The 21978-nt window shown below is 69.3% G+C and carries 16 protein-coding genes; 12 read left to right on the top strand and 4 right to left on the bottom strand.

Annotated features, from left to right (window positions below; all coding sequences use genetic code 11):
• Nucleotides 1-846, bottom strand: coding sequence for a substrate-binding periplasmic protein (locus ACE3P2_RS17350; protein WP_374266776.1), 846 nt, complete (start codon nucleotides 844-846; stop codon nucleotides 1-3).
• Nucleotides 836-1270, bottom strand: a complete 435-nt coding sequence (pedF, locus tag ACE3P2_RS17345) for a cytochrome c-550 PedF (protein WP_374266774.1) — start codon at nucleotides 1268-1270, stop codon at nucleotides 836-838. Before pedF ends, ACE3P2_RS17350 begins: the two co-directional genes overlap by 11 nt.
• Before the next feature lie 312 nt (nucleotides 1271-1582).
• Between pedF and ACE3P2_RS17340 the strand changes: the two genes are divergently transcribed.
• Entirely contained in the window at nucleotides 1583-3610 is a 2028-nt protein-coding gene (locus ACE3P2_RS17340) for a sigma-54-dependent Fis family transcriptional regulator (RefSeq protein ID WP_374266772.1), read from the top strand.
• 66 nt (nucleotides 3611-3676) lie between these two features.
• Here the strand turns inward: ACE3P2_RS17340 and ACE3P2_RS17335 are convergent, their stop codons facing one another.
• Nucleotides 3677-4867: a sorbosone dehydrogenase family protein gene (locus ACE3P2_RS17335; protein ID WP_374266770.1), complete on the bottom strand. Its 1191-nt coding sequence runs from the start codon at nucleotides 4865-4867 to the stop codon at nucleotides 3677-3679.
• A gap of 5 nt (nucleotides 4868-4872) precedes the next feature.
• Nucleotides 4873-6336, bottom strand: a complete 1464-nt coding sequence (locus ACE3P2_RS17330; RefSeq protein WP_374266768.1) for an aminoacyl-histidine dipeptidase — start codon at nucleotides 6334-6336, stop codon at nucleotides 4873-4875.
• Between the two features lie 192 nt (nucleotides 6337-6528).
• Between ACE3P2_RS17330 and ACE3P2_RS17325 the strand changes: the two genes are divergently transcribed.
• The 11 genes from ACE3P2_RS17325 to ACE3P2_RS17275 all read left to right on the top strand — a co-directional run.
• Nucleotides 6529-7119, top strand: coding sequence for a transglutaminase family protein (locus tag ACE3P2_RS17325; RefSeq protein ID WP_374266766.1), 591 nt, complete (start codon nucleotides 6529-6531; stop codon nucleotides 7117-7119).
• A gap of 249 nt (nucleotides 7120-7368) precedes the next feature.
• Nucleotides 7369-8037, top strand: a complete 669-nt coding sequence (locus tag ACE3P2_RS17320) for a TetR/AcrR family transcriptional regulator (RefSeq protein WP_374266764.1) — start codon at nucleotides 7369-7371, stop codon at nucleotides 8035-8037.
• Between the two features lie 53 nt (nucleotides 8038-8090).
• Complete coding sequence (locus ACE3P2_RS17315) at nucleotides 8091-10568, top strand: acyl-CoA dehydrogenase (RefSeq protein ID WP_374266762.1); 2478 nt, start codon at nucleotides 8091-8093, stop codon at nucleotides 10566-10568.
• 12 nt (nucleotides 10569-10580) lie between these two features.
• Nucleotides 10581-11861 carry an acetyl-CoA C-acetyltransferase gene (locus tag ACE3P2_RS17310; RefSeq protein ID WP_374266760.1) on the top strand — a complete coding sequence of 427 codons (1281 nt, stop codon included), beginning with the start codon at nucleotides 10581-10583 and terminating at the stop codon, nucleotides 11859-11861.
• Entirely contained in the window at nucleotides 11861-13798 is a 1938-nt protein-coding gene (locus ACE3P2_RS17305; RefSeq protein ID WP_374266758.1) for a 3-hydroxyacyl-CoA dehydrogenase NAD-binding domain-containing protein, read from the top strand. The genes ACE3P2_RS17310 and ACE3P2_RS17305 overlap by 1 nt, the downstream gene beginning before the upstream one ends.
• Before the next feature lie 20 nt (nucleotides 13799-13818).
• Nucleotides 13819-14226 (top strand): acyl-CoA thioesterase, encoded by a 408-nt coding sequence (locus ACE3P2_RS17300; RefSeq protein ID WP_374266756.1) that lies wholly within the window; start codon nucleotides 13819-13821, stop codon nucleotides 14224-14226.
• Between the two features lie 117 nt (nucleotides 14227-14343).
• Entirely contained in the window at nucleotides 14344-15624 is a 1281-nt protein-coding gene (locus ACE3P2_RS17295) for an OmpP1/FadL family transporter (RefSeq protein ID WP_374266754.1), read from the top strand.
• 62 nt (nucleotides 15625-15686) lie between these two features.
• Nucleotides 15687-16358 (top strand): TetR family transcriptional regulator, encoded by a 672-nt coding sequence (locus ACE3P2_RS17290; protein ID WP_374266752.1) that lies wholly within the window; start codon nucleotides 15687-15689, stop codon nucleotides 16356-16358.
• A gap of 125 nt (nucleotides 16359-16483) precedes the next feature.
• The gene (locus ACE3P2_RS17285; RefSeq protein ID WP_374266750.1) at nucleotides 16484-18868 is read left to right on the top strand and encodes a 3-hydroxyacyl-CoA dehydrogenase/enoyl-CoA hydratase family protein; all 2385 of its coding nucleotides are present in this window, start codon (nucleotides 16484-16486) and stop codon (nucleotides 18866-18868) included.
• A 143-nt stretch (nucleotides 18869-19011) separates the two neighbouring features.
• Complete coding sequence (locus ACE3P2_RS17280) at nucleotides 19012-20205, top strand: acetyl-CoA C-acyltransferase (RefSeq protein ID WP_374266748.1); 1194 nt, start codon at nucleotides 19012-19014, stop codon at nucleotides 20203-20205.
• Nucleotides 20206-20264: 59 nt separating this feature from the next.
• Nucleotides 20265-21978, top strand: a 1714-nt coding sequence (locus tag ACE3P2_RS17275; RefSeq protein WP_374266746.1) for an AAA family ATPase, incomplete at its 3' end; no start/stop codon positions are given.

Below are 21978 nucleotides of genomic sequence, written 5' to 3'. Positions count from 1 at the left end.
TTACTGGGTCGGCTGGACATGGGTGACACCGTGGCGGGCGAAGATGGCTGCGACCGTGCCGTTCTTCTGCAGTTCCCGCAGGGCGCCGTCGAGGGCGTCGGCGAGGGCGGTGTCGTCGGCCTTGACGGCCATGCCGATGGGCCAGTTGTTGATCTTCAGTTCGGGCATCTGCACCACTTCGACGACGAAGCGGGCGTCCTTGCCGAGGGCATCCTCGATCTCGGCGCGCGGCCCCATCACGGCGGCGATCTCGCCGGCCTTGAGCTTCTCGACGGCCGCGCCGACAGTGGGGAAGTGCACCACGTTCTCGCGCAGGCGCCCGTTGAGCGCGCCCAGCAGGAAGGCGTCGGCCAGGGTGCGGCCTTCGACGCCGATCTTCTCGCGGGTGAACACTTCGAGCGCGGTCGCGGCCGAGCCGCGGATCGGGTTGATGCGCTGGACCCGTGCCACGGCCACCGTTTCGAGGTGGTAGGGCCCGAAGATCTTGACCTTGTCGTTCTTGCCCTGGAGGTAGGAATCGACCGGCACGTGCATCATCACGTCGGACGGCGCGGTGCCGAGGTAATGGCCCTTCCAGACCATGTTGCGCAGGTCGTCGTCCATGTCGTCGTCGGCGGTGTAGCCGACCACCTGGGTGGCGAGTCCGAGCTGTTTGCCCAGCGCCTGGGCCAGTTCCACGTCGATGCCGCGGCCCTGGTTGGCGTAGGGGGGGAAGGCGTTATAGACGGCGACCTTGAGGCTGCCGCGCTGGCGGATTTCGGCGAGGCCGTCGGCCCGGGCCGGCAGGCTGGCCGCCAGCGCGCAGGCCGCGGCGCCGAGGACGAAGCGGCGGCGTTCAGTCTTCACGGACGGTCTCCAGCCAGGCGCGGATGGTCCACATCGCTTCCTGGGACAGGATGCCTTCGAACGGGGGCATGTACACGCGGCCGTCGCGGGTTGCGCCGTGGCGGATGCGCTGCAGGAAGATTTCGTCGCCTTCCTGACCGGTGGGCAGGTAACGCAGGTCGGGGGCGATGCCGCCGGACACTGCGCCCAGCCCGTGGCAGCGGGCGCAGTTCTGGTTGAAGGCGGATGCGCCGATGCGGATTGCTTCCTTGTCGCCCAGGTAGGGGTTCTTGGCCAGCCAGTCCTTGCCGATCTGCTTGAGCGTGGAGGTGTCGACCGCCTGCGGGGTCACGTCGCCGTGGGCGAAGACGACACCGGCAACCAGCGTAACGGCAGCAGCGGTAAGAACGCGGAGAGGACGGGAAATGAAGTTGCGAGCAGTCACCTGGATCACCTTTGTCTCGATTGGAATTCGTCGAGCGATTCGCCGCGGGGCGCATCGCCGTGGTGGGAGTCAATCAGCAAGGGGCGTGCCAACTTTTTGGCACAGTCGGAGCAAAGGCTGTTTCGTCCGTGGACACTGGAAATTTCAGTTTTTTTTATGGGTCGATAAACTGGCCCGGGATTTGCTGAAAGGGATGCGCGGTGGAGCAGTCACATTGCTGAAATATGTTCCGACTGCTACATTTTGGAGCATCCACTAAAAACCGGGCATGAACCCGGCACACAATCCGTATCAATGCGGAGGAGAGACACGATGCAGGTTCCGTTCAATACCGAGGCACGCGCGGTCAGCCTTCAGGAAGCGCGGTCGCTCTACTTCGGCCTGGGAGAGCTTCCCGAGGCGCTGATTGAAAACAACGTGCTGCGCTCCTGGGAGCGCTGTCGTCAGGCCGGGCTCGACCCGGCCCGCAAAAGCGGTGGCGAGGCCGATCAGCGCGCCGTCGCCGAGGCGCGCGAGCGCAACCGTACCTTGTTGTCCCATGCCCAGCCGGTGCTGGAGCACCTCTTCGAGCAGATCCGCAACTCCCACAGCATGGTCGTGCTGGCGGACGCCCGCGGGATGCTGTTGCAGAGCTACGGCGATCCCGACTTCCTGAGTCGGGCCGAGCAGGTGGCGCTGAGCCCGGGGGCGAGCTGGAACGAGGCTGATCGCGGTACCAACGCGGTCGGGACTGCACTTGCCGAGCGCAATGCCGTAAATGTGTTCGGATCGGAACATTTCTTCGAGAGCAACGCTTTTCTCACCTGCAGCGCGGCGCCCATTCAGGATGCGCAGGGGCGGTTGATCGGTGCGCTGGACATCTCGAGTGACTACCGGGCCTATCAACGCCACTCACTCGGTCTCGTCAAAATGTCCTCCCGCATCATCGAAAAACGCATCTTCGAGGCGGAGTTCGCCCACCAGGGGCTGCTGAGCTTCCACTCCCGTCCCGACCACGTCGGCAGCCTGTGCGAGGCGCTGCTGGCCATCGGGCCGGACGGTGATCTGCTCGGCGCCGATCAGACCGCCCTCGATCTGCTCGGCCTGCGTCGCGAGGATCTGCCGCGTCGCCAGTACTCGATGCTGTTCGACGTGCCGCTGGGCACCCTCATCGACCGTGCCCGCCGCGACCCGTCCTCGCTGATCGCCATCGGTGGGCGGGGCGGCGAGCGCTTCTATGCCCGCCTGCGCGGCAACCTCACTGCGCTCGCCAGCAGCGGCTCCGGGCCGATGCTGCTCGACGCCCGCGGCGAGCGCGTCGCCCGCATCGCCAGACCCGAGAGCGTGCCGGCGAGCAGCCGGCCGGGCCTGACCCTGCGTTCGCTGTCCACCGGCGACGAGCGCCTGCAGGCGGCCATCGACAAGGCCAGCCGGGTGCTCGGCCGCGACATCCCGATCCTCGTCCAGGGCGAATCCGGCGCGGGCAAGGAGATGTTCGCCAAGGCTTTCCACAATAGCGGCCCGCGGGCCCAGGGGCCGTTCGTCGCGCTCAACTGCGCGGCCATCCCCGAGACGCTGATCGAGTCCGAACTGTTCGGCTATTCGGGCGGCGCCTTCACCGGTGCGCGCAAGGAAGGTGCCGTCGGCAAGATCCAGCAGGCTCACGGCGGCACCCTGTTCCTCGACGAGATCGGCGACATGCCGCTGTCGCTGCAGGCCCGCCTGCTGCGCGTGCTGCAGGAGCGCTGCGTGACGCCGCTGGGCACCAACAAGAGCATCCCGGTGGATATCACCCTGGTCTGCGCCACCCACCGCCGCCTGAAGGAAGAAGTGGCCCGCGGCGGTTTCCGCGAGGACTTGTACTACCGCCTCAACGGCCTGTGCATCAACCTGCCGTCGCTGCGCGAACGCAGCGACATCGGCAGCCTGATCGACAAGCTGCTGCGCGACGAGGCCGGCCCCGACCGTCCGGTCAGCGTTTCGCCCAAGGTGATGGATGCCTTCCTGCGCTACCGCTGGCCGGGCAACATCCGTCAGCTCGGCAACGTCATCAAGGTGGCGATCGCGTTGCTCGACGACGACGAGGAGATCATCGAAACCTGGCATCTGCCGGACGATGTGTTCGAGGAGATCGAATCCCTCGCGCCGGCCGCGGCGGGAGCACCGCGTGCGCTGGAAACCGCGGCTGGCGTCGATGCCGCGCCGGCGGCCGGCGGTGCCGCCGCCTTCGGTCGGCTCGAGGAGATCGAGCGCGACATGATCCAGCGCACCCTCGAGGCGGAAAACGGCAACATTTCCGCTGCGGCGCGTCGCCTGGGGATCAGCCGAAACACCCTCTACCGCAAGCTGGGCCGCTTCTGAACCCGGCTTCCTGACCCGAGCGAAAAGCCCTCTCCGGAGGGCTTTTTCGCCATCTGGCGCCGGCGGTCAGTTGGGGGCAAGCATCAGCAGGGTGCCGTTGCGGTCCTCGGTGACCCACAGGCGCCCGAGGGCGTCGGGCTTGATGTCGGTCGGTGCGCCCAGCGGGTGGTCCGCGTCGGCCTGCCAGCCGTCCACCAGAATCCGGAAACGCTTGGCCGGCGTGCCGGCCGCATCGAGGGGCCAGGCGACGATCCGGTGGCCGTGCCGGCGATAGCCGTGAAAGGTGACGACCAGGCTGCGCCGCCAGCCGGCGGGGGCCGTGGGCGCGTCGTAGAAGGCCATGCCGAGCGGTGCCGCGTGGGCCGGCAGCAGGCGTTCGGGGGCCGCGAAGCGACGGCAGTCGCCTTTGCCGAAGGCCGGGTCGAAGGGCTCGGCGCCGCTGCAGTAGGGCCAGCCGTAATGGCTGCCGGCGCGGATTCGGTTGAGTTCGTCGGCGGGGCGGGTGTCGCCGCCGGCGTTGCCGGGTAGCGTGTCGCGACTGTTCTCGCCCTGCCACAGGCTGCCGTCGGGGCCGAAGGCGAGGGCCATCGCGTTGCGCACGCCGCGCGCGAACACCTGCACCTCCCAGCGGCCGTCCCGCAGCCGGTATCGCCAGATCGCGGCGCCGGCGGCCGGGCGTTCGGCCTCGGGGCAGCGCAGGTCGGCGCGGGCTTCGGGTGCGTCCTCGCAGTGGTCGGAGGTCGAGCCGATATTCACGTAGAAGGCACCGTCGGCGCCCACGACGAACTGCTTCAGCGGATGACGCCCGATGGCGGGCAGATTGACGATGACCGGCTCCAGCACCGGCGGTGTGCGGTCGAGGCGCAGGCGCGAGATGCGGCTCGCCTCGGCCAGGTAGATCGCGCCGTCGGGCCCGGTCTGCAGGCCGTGGGGGCGGTCGAGGCCGGTCAGGCGCGGCTGGACGTCGTAGCCGCCGGCGCGGGGGGTGAGTTCGAGCAGGCGGCCGCGGGCGGCATCCCAGCGGCCCAGGTCGGTCACCAGGATGCGCCCGTCGGGCAGCGGCAACACGCCGCGCGGCAGGCCCAGCCGGCGGGCAGCGAGGCCGACGCAGAAGCCTTTGGCCACGTGCAGCCGCACGGCGGGCAGCACCCCGCACTGGCCGTGGGTGCGATACCCGTCATCGCGGGGCGCCGCCCGGGCGGGCCCGACGGTGGCGAGCACCAGGGCGCCGAGCACGGTGGCCAGGAGGCGGCGCACGGCGATCAGGCCGCGATGTCGGCGAGGATTGCCGTGAGCAGTCGCCAGGCCTTGGCGACGGTGTCGATCTCGACCCGCTCGCCGGGGGCGTGGGCGCCGCGGATGGTGGGGCCGAACGAGACCGTGTCCATGCCCGGATATTTTGCGCCGATGATTCCGCACTCCAGTCCGGCATGGACGACCTGCACCGCCGCCTCGCCGCCGAAGTCCCGTGAGAACACCCGCCGGCAGCGGGCGAGCAGCGGCGATGCCGGATCGGGCGCCCAGCCCGGGTAATGGCCGGTGGCCTCGGCCCGGGTGCCGGACAGCGCGAAGAGGCTGACGATCTCCTCGGCCAGCGCCGTGCTGCCGGCATCGAGGAGGGAGCGGACCATGAAGTTGCAGCTTCCCCCGTCCGGCCCCAGCGCGACCATGCCCAGGTTGTTGGAGGTTTCCACCACGCCGGGGACGCTGAGGCTGCGCCGCCGGACGCCGTGGGGCGCGGCGTGCAGCGAGGCCAGCCACACCGCCTGCTCGGTCTCGGCGAGGAGGGCGTCGGCGCGGGCCGGCGCAGCGTCGATGCGGACGCCGTCGTCCACCCCCTTGAGTTCGAGGGCGAGCTGGGTCTGCCAGTCCGCCAGAGCGGCGGTCAGCGCGCCGCCGCTGCCGGCGGGCAGGGCGACGGTGGCGCGGGCCTCGCGGGGCAGGGCGTTGCGGGCGGTGCCGCCTTCCAGCGTCGCCAGGCGCAGCACGAAACGCTTTTCGAGATCGCGCAGTACCCGCACCAGCAGTTTGATGGCGTTTCCGCGCTCCTCGTGAATATTGACCCCGGAATGCCCGCCGCGCAGGCCCGCGAGGCCGATCTGCCACACCTCGACGCCCGCCGGTAGCGGCGCTGGCGTGGCCGGGCGGGCGACATTCACGTCCAGGCCGCCGGCGCAGCCCAGGTAGAACTCGCCCCAGTCCTCGGTGTCGAGGTTGAGCATCAAGCGCCCCGCCAGCACCTCGGGCTCGAGCCCCTGGGCGCCGCCCATGCCCGCCTCTTCGTCGACGGTGAACAGCGCTTCGACGGGGCCATGGGCGAGCGACGCGTCCTCGAGCACCGCCAGGGCGAGGGCGACGCCGATGCCGTTGTCGGCGCCCAGGCTGGTGTCGTCGGCCACCAGCCAGCCGTCGCGGCGTACCGGGCGGATCGGGTCGCGGGTGAAGTCGTGGTCGATGCCGGCATTCTTCTGGCAGACCATGTCCAGGTGGGTCTGCAGCACCACGCCGGGGGCGGTTTCGTGGCCAGGGCTGGCGGGCTTGCGGACGATCAGGTTGCCCGCGGCATCGACCCGGGCGTCCAGGCCCCGGGCCCGCGCCCAGGCGTGAAGGTGGGCCCGGATGGCCGCTTCGCCCTTCGAGGGGCGGGGGATTTCGCACAGGGTGGCGAAGTGGCGCCAGACGGCGGCGGGTTCGAGATCGGCAAAGGCGGCGGGCAGGGCGGACATGGCGAGTAGGTCGAAAGGCAAACGGGAGGCAACGGCGGGGGCTCGGGCTTCGAGCGAAGGTGCCAAGGATCGGAGGGATGCGGCGGTGCGTCAAGGGGCGGACGGCGGGTCCAGCCGATGACATTCGACAGCGGAGCGCCGGCGACGTAAGCTCGACCTCCGCCTCCCGCCCGCATCCACCGGAATCGCCTCATGCACGCTTATCTCGCCGCCAGCCGCTACATCGATCACGACCACCCCGACGTGGCGGCGCAGGCGCGCGCGCTGGCGGTCGGCGCCGCATCAAAGGCCGAGCTGATCGCGCGTTGCTTCACCTTCGTGCGCGACGAGATCCGCCACAGCTCGGATTACCGGCTCAATCCGGTCACCTGCCGGGCCTCCGAGGCGCTGCGGCACCGCACCGGTTACTGCTATGCCAAAAGTCACCTGCTTGCTGCACTGCTGCGGGCCAATGCCGTGCCGACCGGGTTGTGCTACCAGCGTCTGTCGGTGGGCGACGCCGGCGCGCCGTACTGCCTGCACGGGCTCAACGCGGTGTGGCTGGACGACCACGGCTGGTATCGCATCGACGCGCGTGGCAACAAGCCCGGCGTCGATGCGCAGTTCACGCCGCCGGTCGAGCGGCTGGCCTTTCCGATCCGCGAGCCGCAGGAGCGCGATCTGCCCGAAATCTGGGCCGAACCGCTGCCGAGCGTCGTCGCGGTGCTCACCTCGCAGCCCGACTACGCCGCGGTGCTGCGCAATCTGCCCGATGTGCCGCTGATCGGCGTCGGGCTCGCGTAGCCCCTCCGACGCCGTCCGTCGTTCCACATTGCGCGGCGCGTCTCCCGACGCCTGCCGCTGTCGGCGCTCGTCTGCCGTTCGTCACATATTCCGATTGCCAGAGCGGTGCCCCCGCGCCTCCGGCGTACGCGGTGAGGGGCGGCTTGCCGCACTCGTCAGCGCGCGACATCTGTTGACATCAAAAAAAGTAAACGTATGATTAAAACAGTTGTTTGATTCTGCGAATAACCCGTTTTACCGAATCCGACCATGCGCGACGATACGTCCAGACATTCCGCCGATACCCGCATCCGCATCCTCGATGCGGCCGAGGTGTTGTTCATGGAGCATGGCTTCGACGGGACGTCGATGCGCATGATCACCGGCAGCGCCGGCGTGAATCTCGCGGCGGTGAACTACCACTTCGGCACGAAGGAGCTGCTGATTCAGGACGTGTTTCGGCGTCGTCTCACCGATCTGAACAAGGCGCGCTTGGCCGTGCTCGACCGGATGGAGACCGAAGCGGCAGGCGCGCCGCTCAAGCCGAGCCGGATCGTCGATGCGTTTTTCGGCACCGCGCTGCGAATGGCGGCCGACGTGGAGGGCGGCGGGCATACCTTCATGTGCCTGCTCGGGCGCACCTACACCGAGCCCAACGAGTTCGTGCGCAAGTTTCTGGCCGAGGAATACGCCGAGTGCGTCGAGCGCTTCCTGTCGGCGCTGTACCGGGCGCTGCCCGAGGTTGAGCGCAAGGAAATCCTGTGGCGTTTCCATTTCATGATGGGCGCGATGTCGTACGCGATTGCCGGCACCGACGCACTGCAACTCGTCACCGGCAAATTCGACGACGAGGAGCCGGCGCGGCTGGCGCCCCGGCTGATGAGTTTCCTGCTTGGCGGCCTGCGGGCGCCGCTGGCGGATTTCGGGGCCAATCCCTAGACAAAACATGACGCGGGCCGCGAATGACGGCCCCGCACGCGAGGAGACATTTCATGGCTTACTGGTTTCTGGTTTCCCTCCCTCCCCTGGTGGTCGCGCTCGCCTACGGGCGAGCGCCTTTTTTTGCCTGGTACGGGGCAGGGCTGGTGTGGCTGGCGGCGCTGGGCTGGCTGGCGGGGTGGTCGCAGCCGGTGCTGATCGGCGCGCTCGCGACGCTGGCGGTGCTGGGGGGGCTGTTCGTGCTGCGGCCATTGCGCCGCGCGCTGGTGACCGCGGCGATCTTCGGCCCGTTCCGCAAGGCGCTCCCGTCGATGTCGCAGACTGAAAAGGATGCACTGGAAGCGGGTACCGTATGGTGGGAGGGCGAGCTGTTCGCCGGTCGGCCCGACTGGCGCAAGCTGCTGGCTTTTCCCCGGCCGCAACTGACGCCCGAGGAGCAACGCTTTCTCGACGTGGAGACCGCCGAGCTGTGCCGCCTCACCAACGATTGGGAATGCACCCAGCGCCAGGACATGCCGGCGCAGGTCTGGCAATACATCAAGGAGAAGGGCTTCCTCGGGATGATCATTCCCAAGGAATACGGCGGCAAGGGCTTCTCGGCCTACGCCCACTCGCAGGTGGTCACCAAGCTGTCCACCCGCTCGTCGGCGCCTGCCGTGACGGTGATGGTGCCCAACTCCCTCGGCCCGGCCGAGCTGCTGCTGCACTACGGCACGCCGGAGCAGAAGCAGCACTACTTGCCGCGCCTTGCCAGCGGGCAGGACATTCCGGCCTTTGCGCTGACCAGCCCGTGGGCGGGCTCGGATGCGGCCTCGATTCCGGATTCCGGCGTGGTGTGCCGCGGCATCCACCAGGGCCGCGAGGTGCTGGGGATGCGCGTGAGCTTCGACAAGCGCTACATCACCCTGGCGCCGGTGTGCACGGTGTTCGGGCTGGCTTTCCGCCTGTACGACCCGCAGCACCTGCTGGGCGACGTGGAAGACCTGGGCATCACCTGCGCGCTGGTGCCCCACGACCATCCGGGCGTGAGCATCGGCCGTCGCCACTTTCCGCTCAACGCGGTGTGGATGAACGGCCCGATCCGCGGTACCGACGTGTTCATGCCGCTCGAGTTCATCATCGGCGGGCCGGCGATGGCGGGGCAGGGCTGGCGGATGCTGATGGAGTGCCTGGCGGCCGGGCGCTCGATCTCGCTGCCCGGTTCCAACACCGGCATGCTCAAGATGACGGCCCGCGCGGTGGGCGCCTATGCCCGCGTGCGCTACCAGTTCAAGACGGCGGTGGGCAAGTTCGAGGGCGTCGAGGAGGCGCTGACCCGCATCGGCGCCAACGCCTACCTGTGCGACGCCGCGCGGGTCATGACCGCCGGCGCCATCGACCTGGGCGAGAAGCCGTCGGTCGTGTCGGCCATCGTTAAATATCACGTGACCGAACGCGCCCGCCAGTCGGTGAACGACGGCATGGACGTGATCGGCGGCAAGGGCATCTGCCTGGGTCCGCAGAACTTCCTGGGCCGCGCCTACCAGCAGGTGCCGGTGGGCATCACCGTCGAGGGGGCGAACATCCTGACCCGCAGCTTGATCCTCTTCGGCCAGGGCGCGATCCGCTGCCATCCCTACGTGCTCAAGGAGATGGATGCCGCCCGCGGCGGTGATCTCAAAGCTTTCGACGACGCCTTCTGGGGCCACATCGGCTACACCGTCAATAACGCCGCCCGGGCGCTGGTGATGGGCCTGACCGGCTCGCACTTCGTGTCGGTGCCGGACAACATCGCGCCCGAGACGCGCCGCTACTACCAGCAGCTCACGCGCTTCTCGGCCGCCTTCGCGTTCATCGCGGATCTCTCGATGGGCACCCTCGGCGGCGCGCTCAAGCGCAAGGAAAAACTGTCGGCGCGTCTGGGCGACATCCTCTCGTTGATGTATCTGGCCTCGGCCACCCTCAAGCGCTACGAAGACGAAGGCCGTCAGGCCGCCGACCGGCCGCTGCTCGACTGGGCGATCTGGGATTGCATGTTCAAGATTCAGGGCGCTTTCGAGGGCGTGATCGCCAATTTCCCCAACCGCCTGTTCGCCACCGTGCTGCGCCGGATCGTGGTTTTCCCGCTCGGGCGCCCCTACGTGGTGCCGTCCGACAAGTTGGGGCACGAGGTGGCGAGCCTGCTGATCAACCCCTCGTCGGCTCGCGATCGCCTCACCAGCGACGTCTTCCTGCCTACCGATCTGGAGGAGCCGGTGGGCGCCCTCGAGGCCGCGCTCACCGCCACCATCGCCGCCGAGCCCATCGAGGCACGGCTGCGCCAGGCGATCAAGCGCGGGCAGTTCCAGCCCGGCCTGCTGATCGGCGGTGGCGTCGATGCGATCCACGACGCGGCCCTCGCCGCCGGCGTGCTCAGTCAGGACGACTATCGCACCCTCAAGCGCCGCGCCGAGCTGCGCGACAAGGTGATCCGCGTCGACGACTTTCCCTACGATTTCGGCCTGCGCGAGGCGCTCGCCGACGTGACCGAACCGCACAAACAGGCCGCCTGAGTGCCGACCGCCATGAACCAGCCGATCTACATCATCGACGGGGCGCGCACGCCCTTCCTCAAGGCGAGGAACGCGCCGGGGCCGTTCGCCGCGTCCGACCTCGCCACCGCCGCCGGCAGCGCGCTGCTGGCTCGCCAGCGCTTTGCGCCGGACCAGCTGGACGAGGTGATCCTCGGCTGCGCCGCGCCGTCGCCCGACGAGGTGAACATCGGCCGCGTGGTGGCCCTGCGCATGGGCTGCGGGATCGACGTGCCGGGCTGGACGGTGATGCGCAACTGCGCGTCGGGGATGCAGGCCATCGACTCCGCCATCGCCAACATCCAGCGTGGCCGTGCGCAGCTGGTGCTGGCCGGCGGCGTGGATGCGCTCTCGCGGGCGCCGCTGCTGTATTCCGACCCGATGGTGCGCTGGTTCGCCGGCTGGATGGGCGCGCGCAGCCTCGGCGACAAGCTGGCGATGATCCGGCGCTTCAAGCTCGGCTACCTGGCGCCGGTGATCGGCATCATGAAGGGGCTGACCGACCCCATTGTCGGCCAGTTGATGGGGCAGACCGCCGAGAACCTGGCCTTCGAATTCGGCATCACCCGCGACGACATGGATGCCTTTGCGGTGGAGAGCCACCGCCGCGTGGCCGCCGCCCAGGACGCCGGGCATTTTGAGGAGATCGTGCCGCTGGTGGACAAGGATGGCACCGTCTACGCCCAGGACGATGGCTTGCGTCGCGATGCCTCGATGGCCGGCCTCGCCAAGCTCAAGCCCTTCTTCGACAAGAAATACGGTCGCGTCACGCCGGGCAACAGCTCGCAGATCACCGACGGCGCGGCGTGGCTGATCCTCGCCTCCGAAGACGCCGTTCAGCAGCACGGCCTTACGCCCATCGGCCGCATCGTGGATGCCCAATGGGCGGGGCTGGAGCCGGAGCGCATGGGCCTCGGCCCGGTACATGCCGCCTCGCCGATCCTCATGCGCAATGGCCTGGGGCGCGACGACATCGACCTGTGGGAGATCAACGAAGCCTTCGCGGCCCAGGTGATCGCCTGCCTGAAAGCCTGGCAGAGCGATGAATACTGCCGCACGCGCCTCGGCCTGCCCGGCGCGCTGGGCGCCATCGACCCGGCCAAGCTCAACTTGGATGGCGGCGCGGTGGCGCTGGGCCATCCGGTGGGGGCGAGCGGGGCGCGCATCGTGCTGCATCTGCTCCACGCGCTGCGCCGCACCGGCGGCAAGCGGGGGATCGCCAGCATCTGCATCGGCGGTGGTCTGGGTGGCGCAATGCTGGTGGAGGCACTGTGATGAACCTGACGCACTGGAAACTGGAACGGGACGCCGACGGCATCGCCTGGGCGACTCTCGACGTGGCCGATTCGACCACCAACACCCTCGGCGCCGCGGTGATGATCGAGCTGGGGCTGCTCCTCGACGCGCTCGACCGCCAGCCGCCCACCGCGCTGGTGATCCGCTCGGGCAAAGCGGCGGGCTTCATCGCTGGGGCCAACATCGAGGAATTCACCGCCATCGACTCCGCCGCCGCTGCGCGGGTGCTGGTCGAGCGGGGCTGGAACCTCTTCAACCGCCTGGCCGCGGTGGCGTACCCCACGCTGGCGCTGGTGCGCGGCCACTGCATGGGCGGCGGCTTCGAACTGGCGCTGGCCTGCCGCTACCGCATCGCGGTGGACGAGCCCGGCACCCGCATGGCGCTGCCCGAGGTGATGCTGGGCATCTACCCGGCCTGGGGGGGCATGTTGCGCCTGCCTCAGCTGATCGGCCCGGCCGCCGCGCTCGACCTGATGCTCACCGGAAAAGGCGTGGATGCCCGCAAGGCGAAGCGCCTGGGCCTGGCCGACGAAGCCGTGCCCGCCCGGGTGATGGACAACGCCGCGCGGATGCTGGTGCTCTCCGGCCGCGAGCCGCGCCGGCTGCCGTTCATGCAGAAGCTGATGAACGGCCCGCTGTCCGGCATCGTCGCCGGCAAGGCCCGCCAGCAGGTGGCCGCCAAGGCCCGGCCGGAGCACTACCCGGCGCCCTACGCGATCATCGACATCTGGGCCAAGCACGGTGGCAACGCGCTGGCGGTGCCGGCGGATTCGCCTTCGTCGCTGGAGGCGATCTTCCGCTCGCCCACCGCCCGCAACCTGATCCGCGTGTTCTTCCTGCAGGAGCGCCTGAAGGGCTTCGGCAAGGACGCCGACTTCACGCCCCGCCGCGTGCACGTGATCGGCGCCGGCGTGATGGGCGGCGACATCGCCACCGAATGCGCGCTGCGCGGGATGATCGTCACGCTGCAGGACCAGTCCGCCTCCCGCATCGCGCCGGCCATTGCCCGCGCCGGCAAGCGCATCGAGCGCAAGTTCCGCGGCAAGCCGCGGGAGGCGCGCTTTGCGCTGGACCGCCTGATCCCCGACCCGGCCGGCGCCGGCGTGGCCCAGGCCGATGTGATCATCGAGGCGATCTTCGAGAATCTGGACGCCAAGCGCGCGCTCTTCGCCGACATCGAACGACGCGCCCGGCCCGACGCGGTGCTCGCCTCCAACACCTCGAGCCTGCGCATCGCCGACATCGCCACGGCGCTGGCCGACCCGAGCCGGCTGGTGGGCATCCATTTCTTCAACCCGGTGGCGGTGCTGCCGCTCGTCGAGGTGGTGAAGAGCGCGGTGTCGGCCGACGAGCCCTATCGCCGCGCCGCCGCCTTCGTGCGCAAGCTCGACAAGCTGCCGCTGCCGGTGAAGGACGAGCCGGGCTTTCTGGTCAATGCGGTGCTCGGGCCTTACATGTACGAGGCCCTGCGCTGTGTGGATGAGGGCGTCGCCCCCGAGACCATCGACGCCGCCCTGGTGGCCTACGGCATGCCGATGGGGCCGGTCGAGCTGATGGACACCGTCGGCCTCGACATCGCGGTAGCCGCCGGCAAGACCCTCGCCGGCCCTAATGCGGTGCTGCCCCGGGCGCTCGCCGCGCGGGTCGAAGCCGGGCAACTGGGCAAGAAGAGCGGGCAGGGCTTCTACCAATGGCAGGACGGCAAGGCCCGGAAGTCCGCGGCTGGCACGCCGCCCGAGGGCCTTGCCCGGCGCATTGCCGCGCCTTTGCTGGCCGCCGCCGAGGCCTGCGTGGCGAAAGGCGTCGTCGAAGATGCCGATCTGGCCGACGCCGGGGTTATATTCGGGACCGGCTACCCGCCCTTTACCGGCGGGCCGCTCAACCATTCCCGCGCCATGGCCCAGGCCGCCGGCTGATCCGCTTCAAGGAGTCTTCGATGTGTAATCAACCCACCCAGCTACCCGAGGGCAAGATGCCCGTCCTGCGCGTGATGCCGATGCCCGCCGACGTCAATCCGGCCGGCGACGTGTTCGGTGGCTGGATCATGGCCCAGGTGGACATTGCCGGCGCGGTGCCGGCGGTCAAGCGCGCCCGCAGCCGGGTGGCCACCATCGCGGTCAATTCCTTCCTCTTCAAGCAGCCGGTGTCGGTGGGTGACATCCTCAGTTTCTACGCCGACGTGATCAAGGTCGGTAACAGCTCGATCACCGTCGACGTGGCGGTGTACGCCGAACGCAACCCCGAAAACCCGATCGTCGTGAAGGTCACCGAAGCGGTGCTGACCTACGTCGCGGTCGGCAAGGACGGCACCAAGCGGCAGATTCCCCCGGAGCCTGTCGCGTAAATGCCACATCCGTACCCTTATGCTGCGAAGCCGCAGGGCTTCGCGGTTCTAGAATCGCCAGGGATTTCGCGCAGCCCCGGCTCGATCACAACGATAGCGCCCACGTGAGGAGACACCATGAAGATGAAAACGATTGCCCGCCTGATGCCCGCCCTGGCTCTCGGAGTTGCCGCCGGCCAGGCCGGCGCCGCCGGTTTCCAGCTCCTGGAGCAGAACGCCAGCGGCATCGGCAACGCCTACTCGGGCTCGGCGGCGGTGGCCGAGAACGCCAGCACGATCTTCTTCAACCCGGCGGGCATGACGCAGTTGAAGGAGCGCGAGATCTCGGCGGGCGTCGCCGCCGTGCGGCCGACTTTCAAGTTCGATGATCGCGGCTCGGTGCCCGGCGCCCTCAGCGGCACCGGCAACGGCGGCGACGCGGGCAGCTGGGCTTTCCTGCCCAACGCTTACCTGTCGTGGGGCGTGACGAAGGATGTCTATGTCGGCCTCGGTCTCGGCGCGCCGTTCGGCCTCGTCACCGAATACCACAACCCGTGGGTCGGCGGCGCCCACGCCCTCAAGTTCGACATCAAGACCTACAACATCAACCCGAGCATCGCCTGGCGCGTGAACGACAAGGTTTCGCTGGGTGCGGGTGCGAGCTACCAGAAGATGGAGGTCGAGTACGTCCGGCTGTTCTCCGTCTCGTCGCCGGCCCTGGCCGGCACCAGCGTCAAGCTGGGCGCCGAGGACTGGGCGTGGGGCTGGAACGTCGGTGCGCTGTTCACCCTGAGCCCGACGACGAAGGTCGGCGTCTCGTATCGCTCGAAGGTCCGACACGACCTTCAGGGCGACCTGAAGTCCAGCGGCACGGCGGCCGCGTCCATCGGCAATTCGCCCGCCTCGACGCGCGTCGATCTGCCCGACACCTTCATCCTGAGCGTCGCCCAGACACTCAGCGACCGCTGGGAAATGCTCGGCGACATCTCCTGGACGGGGTGGAGCAGCATCCAGAACGTGGACATCATGCGCTACAGCAGCGGCACCGGCAGCCTGGCCCAGCGCCTCGACACCCAGTTCCGCGACACCTGGCGCTTCGCCCTCGGCACCAACTACAAGCTGAACGAAACGGTCAAGCTGAAGTTCGGCATCGCCTACGAACAGACGCCGGTGCGCAGCGACGAGACGCGCCTCGTCTCGCTGCCCGACAGCAACCGCACCTGGCTGTCCACCGGAGCCCAGATCAAGGTCAACAAGGATTCGACCGTCGATCTCGGCGCGGCCTACATCAAGGCCGGCGAGTCCCATATCTACAACGATCAGCGCTCGACCAATCCGCTCGTCAACCGCGGCCTCGTCTCCGGTGTCTACGACGCCCGCGTGTGGTTGCTCGGCGCGCAGTACTCGATGGCCTTCTGACGGCCCAACCCGATCCGGCGCCGGGTTCGCCCCGCGCCGGTTTTTTCTCCGACGCCCTCCGCATGCCGCGCCTCGACAGCCTTCCCGACGCCAAGACCCGAATCCTCGACGCCGCCGAGCGGCTGTTCATGGAGAACGGCTACGCCGCCACCTCGATCCGCATGATCACCGGCGCGGCGGGCGTGCCGGTGGCGCTGGTCAATTACCACTTCGGCTCCAAGCAGGGGTTGATGGAGGCGGTCTACCAGCGCGCGCTGGGCAGCCGGGGCAGCCGGGTCGGCTACCTCGACAAGCTCGAGGCCGAAGCTGCCGGCCAGCCCATCCCCGTCGATGTGCTGGTGGACGCCTTCCTGTCGTCGGCACTGCGGCTGACGCGCAAGGACAGCATTTCCGGCGAGGTCTTCAAGCAGCTCATCGGGCGTGCCTTCTACGAGCCGGGGCCGGGCACCGAGGCCTTCTTTCCGGACGAATACCGGGAGGCGGTCGACCGCTATCGCCAGGCCTTCATGCGCACCCTGCCGCACCTCAGTCAGGACGACGTGGTGTGGCGCATGTATTTCTTCGTTGGCATCGTCGCCTACGCGATGGCCGGAAAGGACGTGATGCGGATGACCGAGACCTATTCCCTCGTCGACGCGAGCCGGCCGGAAGGCGTCATGGCCCGCCTCAAACCCTTTGTCGTGGCGGGATTCCTGGCCCCCGCGGGCGTCCTGCCGAGCGCTGCCGGCGCCTGATTTTTTCTGAGAGTTGCACCTAAATTCATGATTGCGCTAAGATTTGAACAGTTGTTCAAATCGTTTGACCGATCATTGATTCATAAAATCGGCCCGCGCCGCGGCCGAACCTGAAGGAGGAGCATGTGAGCAGACTGATCATTCGCAAGGTGGCCGTGCTGGGTGCCGGGGTGATGGGGGCGCAGATCGCCGCCCATTGCGCCAACGCCCGTGTGCCGGTCGTGCTGTTCGACCTTCCCGCCAAGGAAGGCGACCCCAACGGCATTGCCCGCAAGGCCGTCGAAGGCCTCAAGAAGCTCGAGCCGGCGCCGCTGGCCACCCGCGACCGCGCCCAGTTCATCGACGTGGCCAACTACGGGTCCGACCTGGAAAAGCTGCGCGGTTGCGACCTCATCATCGAGGCCATCGCCGAGAAGATGGAGTGGAAGCTCGACCTCTACGCCAAGGTCGGCCCGTACATCCGGCCCGACGCGATCTTCGCTTCGAACACCTCGGGCCTGTCGATCAACGCGCTCGACCAGGGCTTGCCCGAGTCGATGCGCGACCGCTTCTGCGGCATCCATTTCTTCAACCCGCCGCGTTACATGTCGCTGGTCGAGCTGATCCCGACCACCCGCACCCAGCCGGCGATGCTCGACGAGCTCGAAGCCTGGCTCACCACCCGCCTGGGCAAGAGCATCGTCCGCGCCAAGGACACCCCCAACTTCGTCGCCAACCGCGTCGGCGTGTTCTCGATTCTCGCGGTGATGCACCACACCGCGCGGATGGGCCTCGGCTTCGACGAGGTGGACGCCCTCACCGGTCCGCTGATCGGCCGCCCCAAGAGCGCCACCTATCGCACCGCCGACGTGGTCGGCCTCGACACCATGGCCCACGTCATCGGCACCATGGACGCGACCCTTGCCGACGACCCGTGGCACGCCTACTTCAAGTCGCCCGAATGGCTGGCCGGCCTGATTGCCAAGGGCGCCCTCGGTCAGAAGACCAAGGGCGGCATCTTCCGCAAGGAAGGCAAGGTCATCAACGTGCTCGATCTGGCCAGCGGCGGCTATCGCCCCAGCGCCGGCGAGGTTGCGCCGGAAGTGCTCGCCATCCTCAAGAACCGCAACCCGGCCGAGAAGTTCGCTCAGCTGCGCGCAAGCAGCCACCCGCAGGCCCAGTTCCTGTGGGCGATCTTCCGCGACGTGTTCCATTACTGCGCCTGTCAGCTCGGCGCCATCGCCGACAACGCCCGCGACGTGGATTTCGCGATGCGCTGGGGCTTCGGCTGGCAGCAGGGCCCGTTCGAGACCTGGCAGGCCGCCGGCTGGCAGACCATCGCCGAAGCCGTCAAGGCCGACATCGACGCGGGCAAGGCCATGAGCACCGCGCCGCTGCCCGCCTGGGTGTTCGACGGCCGCACCGGCGTGCACGCGCCGGAAGGCTCGTGGAGCGCCACCGACGCCGCCCTCAAGCCGCGGTCGACGTTGCCGGTCTACCAGCGCCAGCTATTCCCCGAGCGCGTGCTCGGCGAGGCCGCGCCGGACGCCGGCGTCACGCTGTGGGAGAACGACGGCGTGCGCCTGTGGAATCTCCCGGCCAAGGACGCCCGCATCGGCATCCTGTCGTTCAAGTCCAAGATGCACGCCATCGGCGACGAAGTGCTGGAAGGCGTCCTCGAGGCCGTGGCCCGCGCCGAGCGCGATCTGGACGGCCTGGTGATCTGGCACGAGGCGCCGTTCGCCGTGGGCGCCAACCTGGCGCAGGTGGTCGAGGCGTGCAAAGCCGGCCAGTTCGACCGCCTCGAGCAGACGGTTGCCCGGTTCCAGCAGGCCTCGATGGCCCTCAAGCACGCGCTGGTGCCCACCGTGGCGGCGGTGCAGGGCATGGCCCTGGGCGGCGGCTGCGAGTTCGTGATGCACGCCACCCATCGGGTGATGGCGCTGGAGAGCTACGTGGGCCTCGTCGAGGCCGGCGTCGGCCTGATCCCGGCCGGCGGCGGCTGCAAGGAGTTCGCGGTGCGCGCGGCGGGCCTCGCGTCCCGGGCGGCGGGCGGCGACATCTTCCCGTTCATCCAGAACATGTTCCAGACCATCGCCATGGCCACCGTCTCCAAGAGCGCCGTGCAGGCGGTGGAGCTGGGCTTCGCGAAGGAATCCGACGACATCGTCTTCAACGCCAGCGAGCTGCTCCACGTGGCCCTGGCCCGCGCTCGCGGTCTGGCCGAATCCGGCTACCAGCCGCCGCTGATCCAGCGTGCCATTCCGGTGGCCGGCAGGAGCGGCATCGCCACCTGCGAAATGATGCTCATCAACATGAAGGAGGGCGGCTTCATCTCCGAGTGGGATTACCGCGTCGCCCGCGCCGCGGCCACCGCCCTGTGCGGCGGCGAGGTGGACACCAACGCGAAGGTGTCGGAGCAGTGGATCCTCGACGTGGAGCGTGCGCTCTTCGTCGATCTGCTCAAGACCGAAAAGACCCAGCAGCGCATCGTGCACATGCTGGAAACCGGCAAGCCGCTGCGCAATTGATTGTGATGCGGTGAGGAGAGAGGAGGAAGGCGTTCGGAGACCTTGTTTGCCCCCCGTGCGCTGGTGATCGTCAGCGCAACCGGGTTGGCATCGGTCTCCTCACGCCTGACGCCTTACTCCTCACTGCCCCAAAGGAGAATTCGATGAAACAGATTCAAGAAGCCTACATCGTTGCCGCCACCCGCACCCCGGTGGCCAAGCGCAACGGGATGTTCCGCACCGTGCGTCCCGACGACATGCTGGCCCACGTGCTGTCGGCCGTCGTGGCCAAGGTGCCGGGGCTCGACGCCACCGAGATCGGCGACGTGGTGGTCGGCTGCGCCATGCCGGAAGCCGAGCAGGGCATGAACGTGGCGCGCATCGGCGTGCTGCTCGCCGGCCTGCCCAACACCGTGCCGGGCATCACCATCAACCGCTTCTGCTCGTCCGGCCTGCAGGCCGTGGCCGACGCCGCCGCGCGCATCCGCCTGGGCGAAGCCGACGTGATGATCGCCGCCGGCACCGAGAGCATGACCGTGATGCCGCAGATCATGGGCAACAAGATTTCGTTGAACCCGGCGATCTTCGCCAAGGACGAAAACCTCGGCATCGCCTTCGGCATGGGCCTCACCGCCGAGAGGGTGGCCCAGCAGTGGGGCATCGACCGCGCCGCGCAGGACGCCTTCGCGGTGCAGTCCAACCAGCGCGCGGCGGCAGCCATCGCCGCCGGCGCGTTCAAGGACGAGATCACCCCCTACACCGTGCGCACCCATGTGCCGGGTGAGGGCGGCACGGTGCGCGTGGTCGAGCGCGTCTGCGACACCGACGAAGGCCCGCGTGCCGACGCGTCGATGGAAAGCCTCGCCAAGCTCAAGCCGGTGTTCGCGGCGCGCGGCTCCGTCACCGCCGGCAACAGCTCCCAGATGTCAGACGGCGCCGGCGCGGTGCTGCTGATGTCCGAGGCGGCGGTGAAGCGCTACGGCGTCCAGCCCATTGCCCGCTTCTGCAGCTACTCGGTGGCCGGTGTTCCGCCCGAGATCATGGGCATCGGCCCCGTCGAGGCGATTCCGCGCGCCCTCAAGGCCGCTGGCATCGCCCAGTCCGATCTCGACTGGATCGAGCTCAACGAAGCCTTCGCCGCCCAGGCGCTGGCCGTGGCCCGCCAGCTCGAGCTCGACCCGGCCAAGGTGAACCCGCAGGGCGGCGCCATCGCCCTCGGCCACCCGCTCGGCGCCACCGGCGCGATCCGTGCCGCCACGCTGATGAGCGCCTTCCAGCGCACCTCGGCGCGCTATGGCATGATCTCGATGTGCATCGGCACCGGCATGGGGGCCGCTGGCATCTTCGAGAAGGTCTGATCGCCGCGCCCGGGCCTGCATATCCGCTGGCCCGGGCGGGTGCCCGGACGATGGCCGGAATGCCCCGCGAAGGGCGCGAGGCGCCGCCCTCGCTGCTCATCCAGACCAAGCTGCGCCCGCCGGCACCGTCGGCGGGCGCCGTCGTGCGTCCACGCCTCGTGGATGTCCTGTGCGACGCCGCCGGGCCGCCGCTGGTGCGCGTCTGCGCCTCGCCCGGCGCGGGCAAGACCACGCTGCTCGCCCAGGCGCGCGCGCGCCTCGCCGACGTCGGCTGGGTGGTCGGCTGGCTGAGCCTAGACCGGGAGGACGACGACCCCGGCCTGTTCTTCTCCTATCTCGTCGTCGCCCTCGGCGGCGAGCAGGGCGTTGCGCGCGAGGCCGCGCGGCTGCTCGCCCGCGACGCGATGGCCTCGCCGCGGGCGGTGCTCACCGCGCTCATCAACGGCCTGGCACGTTCGCCGCTGCCGGTGGCGCTGATTCTCGACGACGCCGACGCGCTCACCGCGCCGCCGCTCCTCGACGCCCTCGAGACCCTCATCCGCTACGCGCCGCCGGCCTTCCGGCTGATCCTCGCCGGGCGTGGCGCGCCCGCCCTGCCTTACGCCACCCTGGCCGCCCGCGGCCAATTGCTGTCCATCGACGAGGCCGACCTGCGCTTTGGCGCCGACGAGGCGCGTCACTACTTCGCCGGCCTCGGTGGCAGCGTGGCCGACCAGGCCCTGGCCGACGCCCTGTGGCGCACCACCGAAGGCTGGGCCGCCGGCATGTACCTGGCGGCCCTGTCGCTGCGCGGCGCAGGCGATCCGGCCAGCCTGATCGACGGCATCCGCCGCCGCGCGGGCGAGGGGGTCGCCGCCTATCTGGCCGAAAACGTCCTGGCCGGGCTGGCGCCGGCGCGGGTCGATTTCCTGCTCGCCGCCGGCCCGCTGGACCGCTTCTGCCCGGCCCTGTGCGAGGCGGTGGGCGCCGGCGCGGATTGCCGGCAGGCCCTCGACGATCTTGCCGGGCAGAACCTCTTCGTGAAGCGCCTCGACGACGGCTGGTTCCGTTTCCACGCGCTGTTTGCCGACTACCTGCGCCTGCGCCTCGAGCGGCACGATCCGGCCCGCCTCGCGCGCATCCAGTGCGCCGCGGCCGACTGGTTTGCCGCCGCGGGCCTGTGGCAGGAGGCGGTGCGCTATGCCCTGGCCGCCGGCGATGCCCGGCGCGCTGCCGGCTGGGCCGAATCCTGCGCGATGGGGCTGGTGGAGGCCGGCGACATCCGCACCGTGACCGGCTGGCTGGCCTTGCTGCCGCCCTCGCTGGTGGCCGGCAGCCTGCGCCTGCGCCTCGCCCACGCCTGGGCGCTGGCCTTCGCGCTGCGCCTGGGTGAGGCGCAGGACGCGGTGAGCGGCGTGGAGGCCGACGTGGCCAGTGGCCGCCTGCCGGCGCAGGTCGAGCCGGGCGAGTGCACGGCGGTCAAGAGCCTCATCGCCGGCCTCTCGGACGAGAGCGAGCGGGCCATCGCCCTGGCCGGCGCGGCGCTCGCCGAAGCCCGCCGCGCCGATTCGTGGGTGGCCCAGATTGCCCGCAGCGTGATGCTGTTCGGGCTCCACACGGCCTCGCGCTTCGACGACGCAGCGGCGCTGGCGGCCCGTTCGGCGCCCCACGAAGGTGGCGCCTGCCCGCTGTTCGGGATGGTCTACCGGCTCTCCATGTCGGGCCTCGGCCACGGCATCGCCGGCCGCCTGGGCGAGGCCGCGGCGCTGCTGCGCGAGGCGCTGGCGCGGGCGG

It is taken from the genome of Zoogloea sp., assembly GCF_041911615.1.
GTDB lineage: Bacteria > Pseudomonadota > Gammaproteobacteria > Burkholderiales > Rhodocyclaceae > Zoogloea.
Note: the sequence above shows the minus strand (reverse complement) of the source record. Positions and strands in the feature narration are given on the sequence as shown.